At 60.2% G+C, this 16,782-nt stretch carries 20 protein-coding genes and 1 tRNA gene; 8 read left to right on the top strand and 13 right to left on the bottom strand.

The window, feature by feature from the left end; all coding sequences use genetic code 11:
* Nucleotides 1-53 precede the first annotated feature (53 nt).
* A complete protein-coding gene (locus E2F43_RS13200; protein WP_133213432.1) occupies nucleotides 54-1,253 on the top strand; it encodes a ferritin-like domain-containing protein in 1,200 nt (399 codons plus the stop codon).
* 106 nt (nucleotides 1,254-1,359) lie between these two features.
* Here E2F43_RS13200 and rpsT read toward each other — a convergent pair whose 3' ends face one another.
* Together rpsT and E2F43_RS13190 are read right to left on the bottom strand one after the other, a co-directional pair.
* Nucleotides 1,360-1,626 carry a 30S ribosomal protein S20 gene (rpsT, locus tag E2F43_RS13195; RefSeq protein ID WP_133213430.1) on the bottom strand — a complete coding sequence of 89 codons (267 nt, stop codon included), beginning with the start codon at nucleotides 1,624-1,626 and terminating at the stop codon, nucleotides 1,360-1,362.
* A 75-nt stretch (nucleotides 1,627-1,701) separates the two neighbouring features.
* Nucleotides 1,702-2,124, bottom strand: a complete 423-nt coding sequence (locus tag E2F43_RS13190) for a diacylglycerol kinase (RefSeq protein ID WP_238946915.1) — start codon at nucleotides 2,122-2,124, stop codon at nucleotides 1,702-1,704.
* A gap of 77 nt (nucleotides 2,125-2,201) precedes the next feature.
* Here E2F43_RS13190 and E2F43_RS13185 point away from each other — a divergent pair, with 77 nt between their 5' ends.
* On the top strand, nucleotides 2,202-2,837 hold the full coding sequence (locus E2F43_RS13185) for a TetR/AcrR family transcriptional regulator (RefSeq protein WP_165954315.1): 636 nt from the start codon (nucleotides 2,202-2,204) through the stop codon (nucleotides 2,835-2,837).
* 56 nt (nucleotides 2,838-2,893) lie between these two features.
* Nucleotides 2,894-3,901: a tyrosine-protein phosphatase gene (locus E2F43_RS13180; RefSeq protein ID WP_133213426.1), complete on the top strand. Its 1,008-nt coding sequence runs from the start codon at nucleotides 2,894-2,896 to the stop codon at nucleotides 3,899-3,901.
* 50 nt (nucleotides 3,902-3,951) lie between these two features.
* Here the strand turns inward: E2F43_RS13180 and E2F43_RS13175 are convergent, their stop codons facing one another.
* Both E2F43_RS13175 and E2F43_RS13170 read right to left on the bottom strand, forming a co-directional pair.
* A complete protein-coding gene (locus tag E2F43_RS13175; protein WP_133213424.1) occupies nucleotides 3,952-4,218 on the bottom strand; it encodes a hypothetical protein in 267 nt (88 codons plus the stop codon).
* Between the two features lie 253 nt (nucleotides 4,219-4,471).
* Nucleotides 4,472-4,696, bottom strand: coding sequence for a hypothetical protein (locus tag E2F43_RS13170; protein WP_133213422.1), 225 nt, complete (start codon nucleotides 4,694-4,696; stop codon nucleotides 4,472-4,474).
* A 143-nt stretch (nucleotides 4,697-4,839) separates the two neighbouring features.
* Here E2F43_RS13170 and E2F43_RS13165 point away from each other — a divergent pair, with 143 nt between their 5' ends.
* Nucleotides 4,840-5,988 (top strand): 1-acyl-sn-glycerol-3-phosphate acyltransferase, encoded by a 1,149-nt coding sequence (locus tag E2F43_RS13165; protein ID WP_133213420.1) that lies wholly within the window; start codon nucleotides 4,840-4,842, stop codon nucleotides 5,986-5,988.
* A gap of 7 nt (nucleotides 5,989-5,995) precedes the next feature.
* Nucleotides 5,996-8,122: an ATP-dependent DNA helicase DinG gene (gene dinG, locus E2F43_RS13160; RefSeq protein ID WP_133213418.1), complete on the top strand. Its 2,127-nt coding sequence runs from the start codon at nucleotides 5,996-5,998 to the stop codon at nucleotides 8,120-8,122.
* Between the two features lie 7 nt (nucleotides 8,123-8,129).
* Here the strand turns inward: dinG and E2F43_RS13155 are convergent, their stop codons facing one another.
* Nucleotides 8,130-8,768, bottom strand: coding sequence for an MOSC domain-containing protein (locus E2F43_RS13155; protein WP_133213416.1), 639 nt, complete (start codon nucleotides 8,766-8,768; stop codon nucleotides 8,130-8,132).
* A 126-nt stretch (nucleotides 8,769-8,894) separates the two neighbouring features.
* Between E2F43_RS13155 and E2F43_RS13150 the strand changes: the two genes are divergently transcribed.
* Nucleotides 8,895-9,287, top strand: a complete 393-nt coding sequence (locus E2F43_RS13150) for an MAPEG family protein (RefSeq protein ID WP_165954314.1) — start codon at nucleotides 8,895-8,897, stop codon at nucleotides 9,285-9,287.
* A 199-nt stretch (nucleotides 9,288-9,486) separates the two neighbouring features.
* Here the strand turns inward: E2F43_RS13150 and E2F43_RS13145 are convergent.
* Nucleotides 9,487-9,560 (bottom strand) — tRNA-Gly (locus E2F43_RS13145).
* Between the two features lie 104 nt (nucleotides 9,561-9,664).
* Here E2F43_RS13145 and E2F43_RS13140 point away from each other — a divergent pair.
* Nucleotides 9,665-9,985 (top strand): YqcC family protein, encoded by a 321-nt coding sequence (locus E2F43_RS13140; RefSeq protein WP_133213412.1) that lies wholly within the window; start codon nucleotides 9,665-9,667, stop codon nucleotides 9,983-9,985.
* Nucleotides 9,986-10,070: 85 nt separating this feature from the next.
* Here E2F43_RS13140 and fadA read toward each other — a convergent pair whose 3' ends face one another.
* The 4 genes from fadA to E2F43_RS13120 all read right to left on the bottom strand — a co-directional run bounded on the left by fadA (nucleotide 10,071) and on the right by E2F43_RS13120 (nucleotide 14,674).
* Nucleotides 10,071-11,252: an acetyl-CoA C-acyltransferase FadA gene (gene fadA, locus E2F43_RS13135; RefSeq protein ID WP_133213410.1), complete on the bottom strand. Its 1,182-nt coding sequence runs from the start codon at nucleotides 11,250-11,252 to the stop codon at nucleotides 10,071-10,073.
* A 27-nt stretch (nucleotides 11,253-11,279) separates the two neighbouring features.
* Nucleotides 11,280-13,427 carry a fatty acid oxidation complex subunit alpha FadB gene (gene fadB, locus E2F43_RS13130; protein WP_133213408.1) on the bottom strand — a complete coding sequence of 716 codons (2,148 nt, stop codon included), beginning with the start codon at nucleotides 13,425-13,427 and terminating at the stop codon, nucleotides 11,280-11,282.
* 205 nt (nucleotides 13,428-13,632) lie between these two features.
* Complete coding sequence (locus E2F43_RS13125) at nucleotides 13,633-14,208, bottom strand: heme-binding beta-barrel domain-containing protein (RefSeq protein ID WP_238946914.1); 576 nt, start codon at nucleotides 14,206-14,208, stop codon at nucleotides 13,633-13,635.
* A gap of 85 nt (nucleotides 14,209-14,293) precedes the next feature.
* Nucleotides 14,294-14,674 carry a VOC family protein gene (locus E2F43_RS13120; protein ID WP_133213406.1) on the bottom strand — a complete coding sequence of 127 codons (381 nt, stop codon included), beginning with the start codon at nucleotides 14,672-14,674 and terminating at the stop codon, nucleotides 14,294-14,296.
* Between the two features lie 130 nt (nucleotides 14,675-14,804).
* On the opposite strand from E2F43_RS13120, the gene E2F43_RS13115 reads away from it, so the two are divergent.
* On the top strand, nucleotides 14,805-15,485 hold the full coding sequence (locus E2F43_RS13115; protein ID WP_133213404.1) for a hypothetical protein: 681 nt from the start codon (nucleotides 14,805-14,807) through the stop codon (nucleotides 15,483-15,485).
* Here E2F43_RS13115 and E2F43_RS13110 read toward each other — a convergent pair.
* The 3 genes from E2F43_RS13110 to E2F43_RS13100 all read right to left on the bottom strand — a co-directional run bounded on the left by E2F43_RS13110 (nucleotide 15,482) and on the right by E2F43_RS13100 (nucleotide 16,695).
* Nucleotides 15,482-15,724 carry a DUF2164 domain-containing protein gene (locus E2F43_RS13110; RefSeq protein WP_133213402.1) on the bottom strand — a complete coding sequence of 81 codons (243 nt, stop codon included), beginning with the start codon at nucleotides 15,722-15,724 and terminating at the stop codon, nucleotides 15,482-15,484. The two genes, E2F43_RS13115 and E2F43_RS13110, sit on opposite strands and share 4 nt — an antisense overlap.
* A gap of 37 nt (nucleotides 15,725-15,761) precedes the next feature.
* Entirely contained in the window at nucleotides 15,762-16,424 is a 663-nt protein-coding gene (locus tag E2F43_RS13105; protein WP_133213400.1) for a VOC family protein, read from the bottom strand.
* A gap of 82 nt (nucleotides 16,425-16,506) precedes the next feature.
* Nucleotides 16,507-16,695, bottom strand: a complete 189-nt coding sequence (locus tag E2F43_RS13100; protein WP_133213398.1) for a hypothetical protein — start codon at nucleotides 16,693-16,695, stop codon at nucleotides 16,507-16,509.
* Nucleotides 16,696-16,782: the final 87 nt, after the last annotated feature.

Raw genomic sequence — 16,782 nt, 5'->3', positions numbered from 1 at the left:
CCCATTGATCGCCCATAGTGGAGTGAAACTGACGATAACAGCAGGTGGAAACGATGAAAATTGAGTGGACAGAGAGTGCGCCGCGCAAGATCCAGACCTTTGCCGGGGCTGATCGGCCCCGGGAAAATCCGGATCTGGAGGATCTCCTCACCAGCGGTGATGTAGACCATATTGCCGAAATTTTCGAGACGCCCCTGACCGGATCCTACAACTGGAACTACACGATCCAGGACGACCGCATCAAGAAGCTCTACGACCTGGGCAAGCAGCTCAACTGGGACCCGGAAATGGACATTGACTGGGACCGCCCCTGGCCGGAGATCGACGAGGACGCCCAGGCGGACATGATGAACCTGCGGGATTATCCGCCCTACATGGCCCTGTCCGAGGAGCGAAGAAAGGAATTCTGGCTGCATATGAATGCCTGGAGCCTGTCCCAGTTCCTGCACGGTGAGCAGGGTGCCCTGCTGGTGGCTTCCCAGCTGTGTTCCTGTGCGCCGACGCTGAACGCAAAGCTCTATGCCGGTTCACAAACCTTTGACGAAGCCCGTCACGTGGAGGTGTTCAACAAGTACCTGCAGCAGCGCCTGGGCATGATGTACCCGGTCAATACCCACCTCAAGAGTATCCTCGACAAGATTCTCACCGACCGGCGCTGGGATATGAAATTCATCGGCATGCAGATTGTGATCGAGGGTCTGGCGCTTTCAGCATTCAACACCACCCGTGAAACCACCCCTGATCCGGTACTCAAGGATGTGGTTTACCTGGTAACCCGGGATGAGGCCCGCCACGTAACCTTTGGCGTCAATTACCTGGAGCAGTTTGTCCACAGCCTGCCCCAGGAGGAGAAGGAGGCCCGCGCCCAGTTTGCCTACGAGGCCTGTGTGGTCAGCCGGGAACGCCTGGTGGCCACCGACGTGTTCGCCTATTTCGGCTGGGATGTCGAAGATGCCCGTCAGCGGGTGCTGGACGGCTTTGTCATGGCCACTTTCCGCAACCTGTTGTTCCAGCGGGTAGTGCCCAACCTCAAGCGTATCGGCCTGATGACCGACAGGATCAGGCCCAAGTTTGAGGAACTGGGTATCCTCGAGTACGAAAACCTGGCTACCGACGGCGACATCAACTGGGCGGCGCTGGAGCGGCCACTGGATACTGACGAAGCGCAGTCCTACGAGCAGAGTATGCTGGCCGAGTTTGCCAAAGAGCACGAGCAGCAGGAAGCGGAACAGGCCTCCAGCAGCGCTGCCTGAAGGCGCGATGCCAGCCGGCGCCGGCTGTCGCCAGCGCCCCTGCCCTGTTCGGGCAGACAAAAAAAAGGCCGACTATATAGCCGGCCTTTTTTAATTCACGCGGAACTTACGCCGACAGTGCTTTAACCTGGGCGTTCAGGCGGCTCTTGTGACGAGCAGCCTTGTTCTTGTGGATAATGCCCTTGTCGGCCATACGGTCGATGACAGGTACCGCGGCGGCGTAAGCGGCCCTGGCCTGCTCGGCATCGCCGGAGCCGATGGCGGCAACGACTTTCTTGATGTTGGTGCGAACCAGCGAACGCAGGCTGGCATTGTGGGTGCGACGCTTCTCAGCCTGGCGAGCGCGCTTCTTTGCTTGTGGTGAGTTTGCCACTGTATTCGTCCTCTAGAGGGTCAAAAATTCAAGAGGCGCGATTATTCACATTCACCTGCCGGTTGTCAACCGGATTCAGGGGGCGTGGAAATAATGCCAGAAGCTTGCGGTCCAGACCAGCAGGAACAGTACCAGGGTGACGAAAACCGCCGCTGAGCCGAGGTCTTTGGCCTGGCCGGAGAGTGGGTCGCGCTCGGTGCCAATGCGGTCGATGATAGACTCGATGGCAGTGTTGATAACCTCCGCGAGGATGACCAGGGCACAGGTTATGATCAGGGCAATCTGGTGCGATAGCGTCTGCCCGATGATAAAGGCCAGCGGGACAAACGCCAGCGCCAGGGTGACCTCAAGCCGGAATGCCGCCTCGTGCAACCAGGCGGCCCTGAATCCCTGCCAGCTGTAGCGGGTGGCCGCCAGCAGCCTTGCCAGGCCGGACTTGCCCGGTTTGGACATCATCTGCCGTGGCGACAGCGTGGAGTCGGTTTTGTCCGGTGTCATGGGGCTCGTCCTGCGGTTATACTAATGGCTAGTAGTTGTTCATGCCGTCAGCGGCGCGACGAGTATACCCCTTTACTATGGCCAGTGAATTACCAGTCAGTGATGGCGCCCCGACGACCGCCGAGCGGATACTCGACGCGGCGGAAGACCTGTTCGCCCAGAAGGGCTACAGTGCGACCTCCCTCGGAGATGTGGCCGATCGCGTCGGCATCCGCTCTCCCAGCCTGTATAACCATTTTCGCAACAAGGAAGCCCTCTACGAGGCCGTGCTTGAGCGCCTTTTGCTGGAATTTGGCCGACCCCTCAACGAGATGCAGGAGTCCAGTGAACTGAGCCAGGAGAGGGTATTACAGTGGCTGGAAACGATAGTCCGCCAGCACCATGCCAACCCCAACCTGGCGCGATTGCTGCAACACGCCGCATTGTCCGGTGGGCCGCACACCAACGAGATCATCGAGCGCCTGTTCAGCCCCATGTTCAGCTCACCGGAGCCCGCGGAACTGGACGATGATTATTTCGGTGTCCTCTCGAGTCAGGGGCTGCAACCCTGGGCGGTGATGGCGTTCAACAACCTGGTGATGTCCTACGTGACCATGGCCCCCATGTACCGGGACCTGCTGGGCGAGGACCCTTTCAGTAAAACGGCGCTGGACAAGCAACTGGCGCTGGTCAATACCCTGCTGAAGGCCGTATTTGCCTACCGTCAGGATTGAAAAGCCTTCACAATTAGCCCCCATGCTGGTCCTCCCCAACCAAGAGTTTGAGTAACATGTTGATTTCCGATGCAGTTCACATCTGGCGCGATGCCGGAGGCGATTACCACCTTGAATGGGAGGCCAGTCACCCGGACACCCGGGTGACAGTCGAGCCGCTGGGCGAGGGACAGGTGGTCCAGCTTGAGCAGGCAGCCAGGGTCAGCGGGCTGCCAGCGGGCAACCGGCACTTTTTTCGCCTCCGCGACCAGCACGGCAACGAAATTCTGGCCAGCGAGCGCAAACTGGGCATGGAGGGCACACCCAATTTTCGTGATTTTGGTGGCTACCGGACCGCCGACGGCAACAAGGTAAAATGGGGCTATCTGTACCGATCTGGCCAGCTGTCCAGCCTCAGCGATCGGGATATCGACCTGCTGGCCAGCCTGGAACTGGACCTGGTGTGCGATTTTCGCCGTGAGGAGGAACAGGCCAGCGACCCCAGCCGCCTGCCTCCCCTGCGCCCCCCGCGAATCGCCAGCCTGCCGATCATTCCCGGCAGTAACTCGCGCTTCTTTGAGGAGGCGGAAAAACAGGGCGAAGGACAGCTCGAGTTTGGCCGCCAGGCGATGTTTGATTTCATGGTCGAGATCAACCGCGACTTCGCCGAAGGCCAGCGCGAGACCTATGGACGCATGTTTCGGGAAATACTGGAACTGGACGACGCCCGTTTCCTGGTGCATTGCGCCGCGGGCAAGGATCGCACGGGATTTGCCGCAGCCCTTGTGCTGTTGGCGTTGGGAGTGCCCCGGGACGTAGTGATGCGGGACTATATGCTAACGGCTCGATTCTTCAACCCGGACAGGGAGATGGCACGGTTACAGAGCAAATACGGGATGGAGCACGTGGATGCGGATGCGGTTCGGCCCATGCTGGAGGTCCACGAGGACTACCTGGCCCGAGCCCTGGCCAGTATCGATGACAATTACGGGTCTGTGGAACAGTACCTGGAGGAAGCGCTGGGCGTGGGTGATCCCGAGCAGCGAGAGCTCAGGCGACGCTATCTGGAGCAGGGGGCAGGTTGACCGGGTGCCGCGGTTCCAACTGGCACCACGGCATCAGGAGGCGCATTGCCTTACTTGCAGGCGGCCTTGGCAGCCTTGATCTGCTTCTTCTCGCAGGTTTCGCTGGTGGCGTCGCCGACACACCATTTCTTGCGGTTGTCCCAGGCCGTCAGTTCTTTCTTCTTGCCGTTTGAGCACTTGACCATGTAGGTCGAGTAGGGAGATCCATCGCTGGTTTCTCCGTTGGCGTCAAATACGATACTGGTGGGCTTGGCGGCGAAGCTGGTGGCTGAAAATGCGGCCAGGGCGGCAACTGCCGCAACTTTGATGACGTTCATCACAATTTCCTTGAAATTCACTATGGACCTCGGGGCGGGCGTCGCCCGTCAAGAGAGGTCATTATACGGGGCGCAGGTAACAAACAGATGTTACCAATTTGTAATAAATTGGGAATTTAGGTAACAGTCCAGGAATGGATGCTGATTGCTTTACCTTAATTGTTTGAATTTAAAGGGAAATAAATAATTTTTGCCGGATATTGGCAGCGGCATTAACCGGCGTTAATACCGCTTCTCCAGGGATGCTGCGGCACTACAGGGCGAGAAAAATAAATACCCAGCCGACCACTGCCACCAGGATGGCTTCACCGGCCTTGTCCAGGCGCGCCAGCCCGTAGAGGTAGGACAGGGGGGGCAGAAACAGCGTGCACAGCCCCCAGCTGTAATCTTCCTTCCAGGAAGCGATCAACAACAATACCCAGCTGGCCAGCAGGGTTGCTGCGCCAAACGTCAAAAAGGTGGCGGAACTGGCGTCCATAAATCCTCCAGAGGTGTCAGGTTTTTAAATGCGGGCGAAGATTAGCAGAAAGGCCAGGGCAAGTCAGCGTCGATGCGTCCCGGTGATGACTCGTGGCAGTATTTTGGGTAAGGTGTGGCGCTTTCCCATCCGAGGTTTCCCGCTTGAGCGATCCCTTTGTCGATATTCGCCCCTACCGTGATGGGGAAGTGCCCGAGGTGCTCGCCAGACTGCTGAGGGATCCCGAGCTACTGGACTCGCTGGCGATGCTGCGCCTGCAGAGGCTCTACCGCATCCTGCCCGGTTTTGCCCGCTGGTTGGTGCGGATGAAACTGGGCCGCCAGTTGCGCGGCGTTAATGATGTTCACCAGATGCAGATGGTCATCAAGGGCTATCTGCAAAGCATGATCGAGAACACCAGTGGCGGTCTCTCCGTGTCCGGGCTGGACGCGCTGGACAGTTCCCGCGCCTACCTGTTTATGAGCAATCATCGCGACATCGCCATGGACCCGGCGTTTACCAATTACGCGCTGCACCTCGGCGGTCACCAGACGGTGCGTATCGCCATTGGCGATAATCTGCTCACCAAGCCCTGGGTGGCTGACCTGATGCGACTGAACAAGAGTTTTATCGTCAAGCGCTCGGTCAGCGGACCGCGGGAATTACTGGCGGCGTCAAAAAAACTCGCCAGTTACATTCAGCATTCACTGCTGGAGGAAAATGCCCCCATCTGGATTGCCCAGCGAGAGGGTCGGGCCAAGGACGGCATGGATCGAACCGAGCCCGCGGTGATCAAGATGCTGGGAATGAGCCGCGACAAGGCGACCCAGTCCTTCGGCGAGCATATTGCCAGTCTGGGTATCGTCCCGGTGGCGATTGCCTACGAACTGGATCCCTGCGATGGGCTCAAGGCGAAGGAGTTGTACCAGTTGGCCAGCACCGGCACTTACCAGAAAGGCGAGCAGGAGGATGTTACCTCCATCGGCCAGGGGATTGCCGGTAACAAGGGCCGGGTGCATGTGTCGTTCGGTAGCCCGCTGGGCAGCGAGTTCGCCAACGCCGATGAGGTTGCTGCGGAGATCGACCGGCAGGTGATAGACCAGTACTGTCTGCACCCCACTAACCTTTACGCCTACGACATGCTCTACGGCGATCACGCCCCCAAGCCGGAAAACCTCTACCTGGAGGAGGGCGACTGCAGCCGCGAGGAGTTTGAGCAGCGCATCAATGCCCTGCCGGAAGAGCACCGCCCGCACGCCCTGGCCATCTATGCCAATGCCGTGGTGAGCAAGCTGGACCGGGCGGACGACTGACCCGGCCTTGCTGACTGACGAACTCAAGGACACCATTCGCGAGGCCTACAACGCGCTGATGGAGAGCAAGCAGCTGACCCCGCGCTGGGGCCAGCGGCAGATGATTGCTGAAATCGCCAACACCCTGGCCCGGATCCCCGGGCCGGGTGAAGGGCCGGTGAAGGAGCCGGCGGTCTGCGTCATCGAGGCGGGCACCGGTACTGGCAAAACCATCGCCTATGCAGTAACGGCTATTCCCATGGCCCTGGCCCTGGACAAGCGCCTGATCGTGGCTACCGCGACTATCGCCCTGCAGGAACAGTTCATCCACAAGGACCTGCCGGATATCAAGCATCACAGCGGTCTGGAGTTTAGCTATGCCCTGGCCAAGGGCCGGCGCCGCTATGTCTGTCTGTCGAAACTCGACCGGCTGCTGGCGGAAGGGCAGGGCGAGACCAGCATGCTGGCCCTGTATCCGGAGGACGTCTCCGCGGCATCCCCGGTCGAGGCTATGCCGGTGTATCACGGCATGATCGATGCGCTGGGCAGGGGCCAGTGGGATGGTGACCGGGACAACTGGCCCGACACGATTGCCGAAGAGGTCTGGTATCCGGTCACGACCGATCATGCCCAATGCACCGGCCGCCGCTGTCCCAACATCTCCCAGTGCAGTTTTTTCAAGGCAAGGGATGAATTACAGAACGCCGATATCATCGTCACTAACCACGACCTGACCCTGGCCGACCTGGCGTTGGGTGGCGGCGCAATACTCTCGCCGCCGGAAGACAGCATTTATATTTTCGACGAGGGCCACCACCTGCCGGACAAGGCCCTCGCCCACTTTTCCAGTTTTTGTCGGCTCCATACAACGACAGCCTGGGTGCAGGACAGCAAGAAGGCCCTGGCCCAGGGCGCGCCCCTGTTGGGGCAGCTGGATTCCCTTGAGCGCCTGCTGCAGAAGTTGCCAGCAGAAATGGACGAGACCGTGGCCAGCCTGCAGAACGCCGAGCAGCTGGTCGCCCGGTTGTTCGAGGGTGTGGACCCGGAAGGGCAGCGGGATGATCCCCAGCTGCGTTTTGAGCACGGGGTGGTGCCGGAAAACCTGCAGCGCGTGGCCCAGAGCCTGGCCAGCCAGTTCCAGAACCTGGTCGGCGCCCTGTCGCGAATGGAAGCCGTGCTGGAGGACGCACTGGATGACGACTTCAGTGGCCTGGACAAATCCGAGATTGAAACCTGGCACATAAATCTGGGCGGTATGCTGGGCCGGGCGGAGGGAGCGCTGGCGCTGTGGCAGGCCTATGCCGAGGGTGGAGAAGCTGCGACTCCGCCGGTGGCGCGCTGGATTACCATGCTCACCGGCGATGGCCAGTACGGCTTTGACCTGCGCAGCAGCCCGGTGCTGGCGGAGGAGATACTCACGGAGAATCTGTGGCAGCGCGCGGCGGGCGTGATCATCACCTCCGCAACCATCACCGCGCTTAATTCCTTCGAGCGTTTTATCCTGCATTCCGGCTCGCCCCGGGACGCCAATTACAAACAGGTGGCCAGTCCTTTCGACTATGCCAACGCGGTATTCTCCGTGCCACAACTGGACAGCGAGCCGGGGGATGCCCAGGCGCACACGGCGGCCATTGTCGATCGACTGCCGCAGTTGCTGGATCCCGCGGAAGGGGCGCTGGTGCTTTTCTCATCCCGGCGCCAGATGCTGGATGTTTACCAGGGGGTTGCCGGTGGCATGGCTGATCGTATCCTGATGCAGGGCGATTACAGCAAACAGGAAATCCTCAGGCGGCACCGGGAACGGATTGATGCGGGTAAAGGCAGCGTGATCTTCGGTCTTGCCAGTTTTGCCGAGGGGGTGGATTTGCCCGGGGATTACTGCCGCCACGTGGTGATTGCCAAGATCCCCTTCGCGGTGCCAGACAGTCCACTGGAAGCGGCTTTGGCGGAGTGGGTCGAGTCGCAGGGCCGGAATCCGTTTATGGAAATCAGCGTACCCGACGCCGCACTGCGTCTGGTGCAGGCGGCGGGCCGATTGCTGCGCACCGAAACCGACACCGGGCGGGTGACCCTGCTGGACCGGCGCATTATCAGCAAGCGTTACGGCCGCGCGATTCTCGATTCCCTGCCGCCGTTCAGGCGCGAACTGGCCTGAGCCGGCCTCAGCGTCGGGTGCGCAGCTTGTGCTGCCATTCCGGGGCCAGCACATCGAGTTTCATTGCCTCAGCCAGCAGGGCGTTGCGGTCCGGATAATCCCGATCGTAAAATGCCCGGAACAGCCGGTGAACACTGAGCCCGGCGGGGTGTCGGCCCGTGACCTCAACCTTATCGCCCCGTTTCAGGTCACCCTCCTCGATGACCCGGAAGTAAACGCCGGTGTAAAAATGCCGGGTAAACAGGGCTGGCGCACGGTCATCATCCAGTGCCACTCCCAGTTTGAAACAGGGCACCCGCGGCTGGCTCACTTCCAGTCGCACCGAGCCGATGGCGAGCTGATCGCCAATGCAAACGGTATCCTCATTAAGCCCGCTGATAGTCAGGTTTTCGCCAAAGGCACCGGGCCCCAGGCCCGGCTGGTCCAGGGTTTCCCGCCAGTGTCCATAGTGTTCGAGGGCAAACCCATAGACCGCCTTGTGCTCGCCGCCATGGTTGAGCAGGTCGCATTGTCGGTCGCCCTGCAGGCCGAGCGCGCTGACAGACACAGCATCCGTTACCGGTTCCTTGAAAATGCCGGTCTTATGACTTTCTCCGCGAAACTGTATTTCACGAACCCGGGCAATGTTGACCGACATGACGCGCATGGGGGCTATCCATCATTGCTGTAAAGTGACCAGCTTACGCCAACAGGTGACCCGAGGAACAGATTTACACGGCGAACGATGAGGGCATACTTGGGGCACGACAAACCACAAGATGGAGAAAATAATATGTCTGTCGAACTCTCAATGCTGGTCTACAGTACCCTGCTTTTCCTGGTCATCATCCTGGCCCAGGCTGGCCTCGCCATTGCCCAGAATGGCCTGCTGGCGCAGGCGGGCAGCCGCGACAACCTCCCCGAACCCTCGGTACTGCGCCTGCGCCTGCAGCGACTTACCGCCAATATGCAGGAAAACCTGGTGATGTTTGCGATCGTGGTGCTGGTGGCTCAGGCTGCCGGTGTGTCCAATGGCACTACCGTGATGGCGGCCAGTTTGTTCTTTTATGCCCGGGTGGCGCACGCGATAGTGTATGCCTTCGGCTGGCCAATGATTCGACCGCTGTTCTATTTTATCGGCTTGTACGGCATCGTTGCGATCGCGTGGCAGGTGCTGGCGGCCTAGAGTCCAACAAGAAAAGCCCCGATGGGGCCCTTTTAAATTGGAGCGGGTGATGGGAATAATTCGCGCCATCCTGGCGCTCACCCTGCGGGCGCCTGCGGCGTTCAAATCGGCTGTCCTGCCGATTTGTCGAACCCGACGTGGATTCTCATCCACATCACCCCATCCAATGTAAAAGAGCCCCGATGGGGCCCTTTTAAATTGGAGCGGGTGATGGGAATCGAACCCACGTATGCAGCTTGGGAAGCTGCCGTTCTACCATTGAACTACACCCGCTAGGTGTGACGCAGATTACCTGCCCTTTGGCGCCGGGTCAAAACCATCTCCTGCTTTGGTACTGATACCGGTAGAATGCGCGGGAGAATTGCGCGAGAGCATCCATGCACACCGAGATTGCCGAAGTACTGATTGATATCGAGGCCCAACTGCGCCAGTTGGGCCTGTGGGACAAGATACCGCCCTCCAGCCAGGCGCTGGCATCCACCGAGCCGTTCTGTGTCGATACCCTGAGCCTGCCACAGTGGCTGCAGTTCGTATTTATCCCGACAATTTACCGCCTGCTGGAAGCCGGAGAGCCATTGCCGGAGCGCTGCGGTATTTCACCGATGGCGGAAGAGTTTTTCCGCGACAGTGAGATGGGGGTCGAGGCATTGCTGCAGTCACTGGAGTCTATTGACGCGTTACTGTCGCAGACGGGCTGAGCGAAAACCTGGTTACCTGACCCGATGCCGGGCAAAAAAAGGCCCGCTGTTCAGCGGGCCTTTTGGCATGGTTACGGGGCGTGAATCAGACGCGTTCGATCACCGTGGTGATGCCCTGGCCCAGGCCGATGCACATGGTGGAGATGCCCAGGGTCAGGTCCCTGTCTTCCATGATATTCAGCAGCGAGCCGGTGATGCGGGTGCCGGAACAGCCGAAGGGGTGGCCCAAGGCGATAGCGCCGCCGTGGACGTTGACCTTCTCATCCATTTTGTCCAGCAGGTCCAGGTCCTTGAGCACCGGCAGTGCCTGGGCGGCAAAGGCCTCGTTGAGCTCTACCATGTCGATATCGTCCATGGTCAGGCCCAGTTTCTTCAGCGCTTTCTGGGTAGAAGGCACCGGGCCGTAACCCATGATGGAGGGATCAACCCCCGCCAGGGCCATACCCTTCACTCTGGCAATAGGCTTCAGGCCCAGCGCCTGGGCCTTCTCTGCCGACATCATCAGCATGGCCGAAGCGCCGTCGGAGATCTGCGAGGACTGGCCCGGGGTGACGGTTCCGCCCTGGGGGTTGAAGGAGGGCTTGAGCTGGGCCAGGCCCTCCAGGGTAGTGTCGGGGCGAATGGTCTCGTCGGCGGTGACGCTGATCAGCGCGCCGTTTTCATCGTGGCCATCGATGGGTACGATTTCCCGGTCGAATTTACCCTCAACGGCAGCCTTGTGGGCCAGCTGGTGAGAGCGCAGGCCCATCTTGTCCTGGTCCTCTCGGCTGATGCCGTGCATGATCGCCAGCATTTCGGCCGTCATGCCCATCATGCCCGCAGCCTTGGCCACCGAGCGGCCCATGCGGGGGTTAGGGTCAATATTGGCCGGGTCCATCATTGGCAGGTGGCCCAGGTGCTCCACTCCGCCCACCAGATAGACGTCACCGATGCCGGCCATGATGTTGGCAGCGGCGGTCTGCAGGGCGCTCATGGAAGAGCCACACAGGCGGTTGACGGTCTGGGCGGGAATGCCGTGGGGCAGTTCGGCGTTGAGCACAATCATGCGCGCCAGGTTCATGCCCTGCTCGCCGCGCTGGATCACGCAGCCCCAGATCAGGTCGTCGATCTCGGCAGGGTCCAGTGCCTCGTTGCGGCCCAGCATGGCCTTGATGATTTCAGCTGACAGGTCGTCAGCGCGTACGTTACGGAAGCAACCGTTCTTGGAACGCCCCATCGCTGAGCGGGCGTAATCTACGATCACTGCGTCTCTTGGATTCAAACTCACAGTATTTCTCCTTTGTTAGCCCGTTGCCTAGTAGTAGGTTTCGCTGTTTGCCAGCATTTCGTTCATCCGCTCGGTCAGCTCGTATGCCTTGCCGAGATGGGCGAACTTGTCCGAGGCTTCCTTGATGGCCGCCAGGCCGATGGTATCCATCCAGCGGAAGATGCCGCCGCGGAAGGGCGGGAAACCGACGCCGTAGAGCAGGGCGAGGTCCGCTTCGGCGGGGGTGCCAACAATGCCTTCTTCCACGCAGCGGGCCATTTCAATCGCCATCGGCAGCATCATCCGCATGATGATGTCGTCCTTGTCGAAATCGGTTTTCTCACCCACCACGTCAGCGATCATGCCGTAGACATCCTCGTTGACGGTCTTTATCGGCTTGCCGCGCTTGTCTTCAACATATTCGTAGAAACCCTTGCCGTTCTTCTGGCCGAAGCGCTCCAGTTCGAACATGATCTCGGTGGCGCTCTTGAAGTCTGGCTGCATGCGATCCGGGAAACCCTCGGCCATCACGTTGGCCGCGTGTACGCCAGTGTCGATGCCGACCACATCCATCAGGTAGGCGGGGCCCATGGGCCAGCCCCAGCGCTCCATGACCTTGTCAACGGCCTGGAAGTCGGCGCCATCGCGCAGCAGCATGTTGAAGCCGCCGAAGTAGGGGAACAGTACCCGGTTGACCAGGAACCCGGGACAATCATTCACCACCACCGCCTTCTTGCCCATCTTGTTGGCATAGGCCACGGTGCGGGCGATGGCGCTATCAGAGGTTTTCTCGCCGCGGATGACCTCAACCAGTGGCATGGCGTGTACCGGGTTGAAGAAGTGCATACCACAGAAGTTTTCCGGGCGTTCCAGCGCTTGTGCCAGGTAGGTGATGGAAATGGTGGAGGTGTTGGAAGCCAGCACCGTGTCCTTGTCGATCTGCTTCTCGGTTTCCGCCAGTACCGCGTGCTTCACCTTGGGGTTCTCGACCACCGCTTCCACCACGATGTCGACGTTGTCAAAGCCACCGTAGGTCAGGGTGGGGTCGATACTGTTAAGAATGTCACCCATCTGGGCAGCCGTCATGCGGCCGCGATCAACGCGCTTGGCCAGCAGCTTGTTGGCCTCTTTCAGGCCCAGGTCCAGGCCCTCCTGGGCGATGTCCTTCATCTTGATGGGCGTGCCCTTGTAGGCGCTCTGGTAGGCGATGCCGCCGCCCATGATGCCGGCCCCCAGGACCGCAGCCCTTTCGATGGGCTTGTCGGCCTTTTTCTCCCACTCCCTGGCCTTCTTGCCAAGCAGCTGGTCGTTGAGGAATACGCCGACCAGTGCCGCGGCAACCGGTCCGGTGGCCAGTTCGGCGAAGGCCTCGGCCTCCACATCCAGTGCGTCCTCCAGGCCCATCTTGTGGGCCTGTTCGATCACCTCTACCACCTTGACCGGAGCGGGATAGTTTTTGCCCGCCTGCTGGGCCACCATGGATTTCACGGTGAAAAATGTCATCAGCGCCTCAGTGTCATTCAGCGGCAGCGGGCCGTGCTTGCGCACGCGGCGCTCGCAGTAGTCCAGCTTGCCGTCGATGGCGGTCTGAAGAGTGGTCAGGGTTACACCCCGCAGCTGCTCAGGGCTGGCAACCGCGTCCACCGCGCCTGCTTTCATGGCATCGGCGGGTCGTTTTTCCGCGCCTGTCGCCATCCACATCACCGCCTCGTCGACGCCAATGATACGTGGCAGGCGTACCGTACCACCCCACCCAGGGATAATGCCGAGCTTGGTTTCGGGCAGCCCTATTTTGGCCGCGGTGCTCATGACACGGAAGTCACAGGCCAGGCAGACTTCCAGTCCACCGCCCATGGCGAAGCCGTTAATGGCGACCGCGCTGGGATAGGGCAGGCTGGCAATGCGATTGAAGTTTTTGTTGTTGGCGCCGGTAAAAGGCTTGATCTCTTCCTTGCTGGAGCCGAACAGGCTGGTGAATTCGGTGATGTCGGCACCGACAATAAAGACCGGCTTGCCGCTGGTGACCAGCAGGCCCTTGATGCCGCTCTCTGCCTCCAGTGCGTCCAGGCCAGCGGTAAGGCTGGTGACAGTGGCGTGGTCGAATTTGTTGACGGATTCGCCCTGCAGGTCGAAGTTCAGCTCGGCGATGTCGCCGTCCAGGCGTTTGATCGTGAGCTGCTCACTCTGGTAGATCATATCGATGTCCTGTCTCAGGTTGGTGGGGGTGGTGTGCGGGCAATGAGTGTAGTCAAAGCCCTGGCCGCGGGCCATAAGTGGAGTCGATGGCCGCTATCAGCGCGGTCTATCGGCCCTTTCGGGAGCGGAAGTTTACATCGAATACATAAGGGAATCCAGCCCCCGTAAAGCCCGCAGAATGTCGCTGGGGCTGGGCTGGCGGGAGTCAGTCGTAGTCGTAGATCACGCGCTGCAGTTTGCAGGCGTCGGTATGCTCAACCGAGCGACCATAGATGTCCAGCGAGGTGGTTTCCTCATAACTGAGCTCATCACCCTCAATGCGCAGGCGCATACTGAACCCGGTGGTTTTGGCTTTTTCCAGCATAAAAGGGCTTTGGAGGATACCAAAGGTGTGACTGCCGGCGGTTGCCTCCACCTGGAACACGGTTTCCTTCCCATTCTGGTTCATGGTGCCTCCCGCCAGTACCGCCACGGCCCGGGGAATGGAGAGGGAATGGACCACCATGCCGGTGGCTGGTTCGTAGATCCAGTGCCCTATCTGGTCGTGAAACACCCTGCCGTTGTTACGCTTGCGCACCAGCTGGTGGTATTTGACGCAAACCAGGTTCTGCTCCTCGGCGTTTTCGGCAGCCCCGGCGGGGGTGAATTCGATCTCATCGTAGTAGGCGTGCTTGTCGTCGCCGTCTGGCTCCGGGGCGACATCCAGCCCCTTGTCACCGCGCCACATGCCGATCAGCTGGAATAGTGGGCCGTAGTCCACGCCACCGATAACTGTACTCACTCATTTCTCCTGGCAGCTTGTTGTTGAGGCCAGAAATATACCGTCTCGACGCGCTCGAGACCATGACACGATTCACCGCAGACGGTTATTCCGGGCGATGGTATACCGCCTCGATGTTATTGCCGTCGGGGTCGATCAGGAACGCAGCGTAGTAGTGCTCGTGATACATAGGCCGCAGGCCAGGCGCCCCGTTGTCGCTGGCGCCAGCGTCCAGGCCGGCCTGGTGGAAGGCGCGGACCTGCTCCCGGGATTGGGCGCAAAAGGCGACGTGCCGCGGGGGAGCCGCTGCCGTGACTTCGATCACCCAGAAGGCCGGATTGCCCTGGGGGCCAAACGCGCACATACGCTGGTCGCCGGGGTCGGCAAATTCCATTTGCAGCCGGTGGCCCAGGGGCGCAAAAACCCTCCGGTAGAAGCCCCGGGTGGTTTCGTAGTCGGTGGCGTAGATGCTCAGGTGGTCGATCATCGCGGTGCTCCTTGTGCAGATCAACAGCATAATACAGCCGTGGGCTTTCTACCCCGAATCGGGTTAGCGGTGCATGACACAAGAAGCTACCATAGCCCAGAGTTTGCCGTAGAGCATGGAGCGATAATTAATGAACCAGCCTGAACAGCCGTACCCCGGAACCGCGGTTACCGTGACCCTGTTTTGCCTGATACTGGCAGCCATGGCGGCATCGGCAGTCGCCCTGCTGGCGGTCGACGACGCCGCCCATCTCAAGCAACTCATCGAAGACAGCGGTCCGGTGCAACTGGTCGGTCAGACAGCTATCTTCGCGGCGTTTGCCCTGGCCTGTCTGTTTGCTCTGGTGGATAGCAAGCGCAGTTCGGATTACCTGCACCTGTCATACCTACTCATGTTTTACGCGCTGCGCGAGGCGGATTTCCACTACAAGGTGTCCGAGCACGCCAAGGCTACCCAGTTCAAGCGCTTCTTCTCCCACGAATTGATTCCGCTGTATACCAAGCTGTTCCTGGCGGCGATCGTGATTCTGTTCCTGGTGGTGATGTACCGCTACCTGAAAAAGCAGCGGCCGGTGTTTATCAGCGCCCTCAGGGCCCGTCTGCCCTGGGCCTTGTTCGCACTGGCCTGGGCCGGGGTGTTTTTCCTGTCGCAACTGGTGGATCAGGTGCCGGTCTTCCACAACGTCACCGGACAGGTGTTTGAGGAGATATTCGAATCCAGCGCCGAAGTGTTGGTGCTGACAGCGATGATCCTGTTCCGGCTGCAGGTCCGGCACACGGCGCAGAATGGCCCGGGAGCGCCAGCGGGTTAGAGCGGCACCTCGATCTCGTACAATGCGTGGGCGATGTCCTCGAAGCGGCTGGCTACCACGGCAGCGGCATCGCTCACGCCCTGGTTGTAGAAGTGTGGTCCGATCGTCCCGGCGATGAAGTCCAGCAGGAACTCGCTTTCAAACTGGCCGATTTCGTGGTCCAGTTCGTTGGCTACGTAGGCCTTGAGTTGCTGGCAAAGCACTGCCTTTTGTTCCGCACTGAATTCGATTTTGCTCACTGGAAAGCCTCGTGTGGGTATAAAGCTGAAGAAGAGATCAGGGGCTGATCAGCAGCGTCGGTAGCCCCAGGCAATGACTCTTGAGGGTGCTCACCCGGGTGCCCGGTTTGCGCCCCTCTCTGACGGGCGAGTGTTTTACACCCGTTGCGTCCAATACCGCCAGCGTGGCGTCGATATCGAGGCACAGGTAGGTGATGCCCCAGAAGAAGTCCCTGGCGGGCGGATCTTCGGGGTTATGGATGACTTCCAGCGTCATTTTGCCGTGGCGGAAAAACAGCATTCGCCCGCCCCACTCGGGAACCTGCTGATCCAGCGCAAGACGCAGCCCCAGCTGGTCGCGAAACAGGCTGATACAGGCATCGGCGTCGCCTGACTGCAGCACCAGGTGGTCTACCGCATAAATGCCGCAGGCGCTGGCGGGTTCCTGGTAATCGGGTTCCCGACTGTGTGCCCGGCTCAATGGTATGTTCCCCGGCCCGCCCGCCAGTGGCGCCGAGCTGCCGCTGGCAAGTGCCGGGTCCAGCAGGGCCAAACTGGCGATGCGTGGTCTGGCCAGGCCATCGACCTGGCTCAGACGAATGTTGACATTGCCCAGCAGGAAGCTGTCGCCGGTGGGCCGTGGCAGCAGTCTGGCGTAGTCATCGGCGGCGGCCCCGAGGACGGGAACCTCGATCAGGATATGGTCAAAGGCGGGGAACATGTGCGTCGGGGCCGGTGGTGAGAAAGTGGAGGCGACGGCGGCATCTCGGGTTGCGACCCGATACCGGCGTCACCCAGGAACATCAGTGGATGATGCGGTCTGCCTGCAGATCAGCAACGCCTTCAGCGCTGGCTTCACCGACAGCCACGTCATGCTCCTGGACGTAGTTGCGCAGGCGATTGACCACGCTGGTCATCACGTCGATGGTCTGGCTGATCTGGTCCAGAGCCATCAGGATGGTCTCGGTTTCCTTGGGTTTGTTGTCTGACATTCGTGCGTCCTCGATTGTCGCTGCGTTTATTTTCACCCTGCCGATATTGGTGCCATCCAGCCACCCCTCATACTGCAGGGGCAGCCG

It is taken from the genome of Seongchinamella unica, assembly GCF_004354085.1.
GTDB classification, from domain to species: Bacteria; Pseudomonadota; Gammaproteobacteria; order Pseudomonadales; family Halieaceae; genus Halioglobus; species Halioglobus unicus.
Note: the sequence above shows the minus strand (reverse complement) of the source record. Positions and strands in the feature narration are given on the sequence as shown.

Excerpts from the sequence above, each read along its gene's own strand:
- E2F43_RS13115 (WP_133213404.1), top strand. The coding sequence starts at position 14,805 with ATGAACCAGCCTGAACAGCCGTACCCCGGAACCGCGGTTACCGTGACC.
- fadB (WP_133213408.1), bottom strand. The coding sequence starts at position 13,427 with ATGATCTACCAGAGTGAGCAGCTCACGATCAAACGCCTGGACGGCGAC.
- E2F43_RS13170 (WP_133213422.1), bottom strand. The coding sequence starts at position 4,696 with ATGGACGCCAGTTCCGCCACCTTTTTGACGTTTGGCGCAGCAACCCTG.
- E2F43_RS13120 (WP_133213406.1), bottom strand. The coding sequence starts at position 14,674 with ATGATCGACCACCTGAGCATCTACGCCACCGACTACGAAACCACCCGG.
- E2F43_RS13155 (WP_133213416.1), bottom strand. The coding sequence starts at position 8,768 with ATGCGCGTCATGTCGGTCAACATTGCCCGGGTTCGTGAAATACAGTTT.
- E2F43_RS13150 (WP_165954314.1), top strand. The coding sequence starts at position 8,895 with ATGTCTGTCGAACTCTCAATGCTGGTCTACAGTACCCTGCTTTTCCTG.
- E2F43_RS13105 (WP_133213400.1), bottom strand. The coding sequence starts at position 16,424 with ATGTTCCCCGCCTTTGACCATATCCTGATCGAGGTTCCCGTCCTCGGG.
- E2F43_RS13175 (WP_133213424.1), bottom strand. The coding sequence starts at position 4,218 with ATGAACGTCATCAAAGTTGCGGCAGTTGCCGCCCTGGCCGCATTTTCA.
- E2F43_RS13190 (WP_238946915.1), bottom strand. The coding sequence starts at position 2,124 with ATGACACCGGACAAAACCGACTCCACGCTGTCGCCACGGCAGATGATG.
- E2F43_RS13180 (WP_133213426.1), top strand. The coding sequence starts at position 2,894 with ATGTTGATTTCCGATGCAGTTCACATCTGGCGCGATGCCGGAGGCGAT.
- E2F43_RS13140 (WP_133213412.1), top strand. The coding sequence starts at position 9,665 with ATGCACACCGAGATTGCCGAAGTACTGATTGATATCGAGGCCCAACTG.
- E2F43_RS13185 (WP_165954315.1), top strand. The coding sequence starts at position 2,202 with ATGGCCAGTGAATTACCAGTCAGTGATGGCGCCCCGACGACCGCCGAG.
- E2F43_RS13200 (WP_133213432.1), top strand. The coding sequence starts at position 54 with ATGAAAATTGAGTGGACAGAGAGTGCGCCGCGCAAGATCCAGACCTTT.
- E2F43_RS13100 (WP_133213398.1), bottom strand. The coding sequence starts at position 16,695 with ATGTCAGACAACAAACCCAAGGAAACCGAGACCATCCTGATGGCTCTG.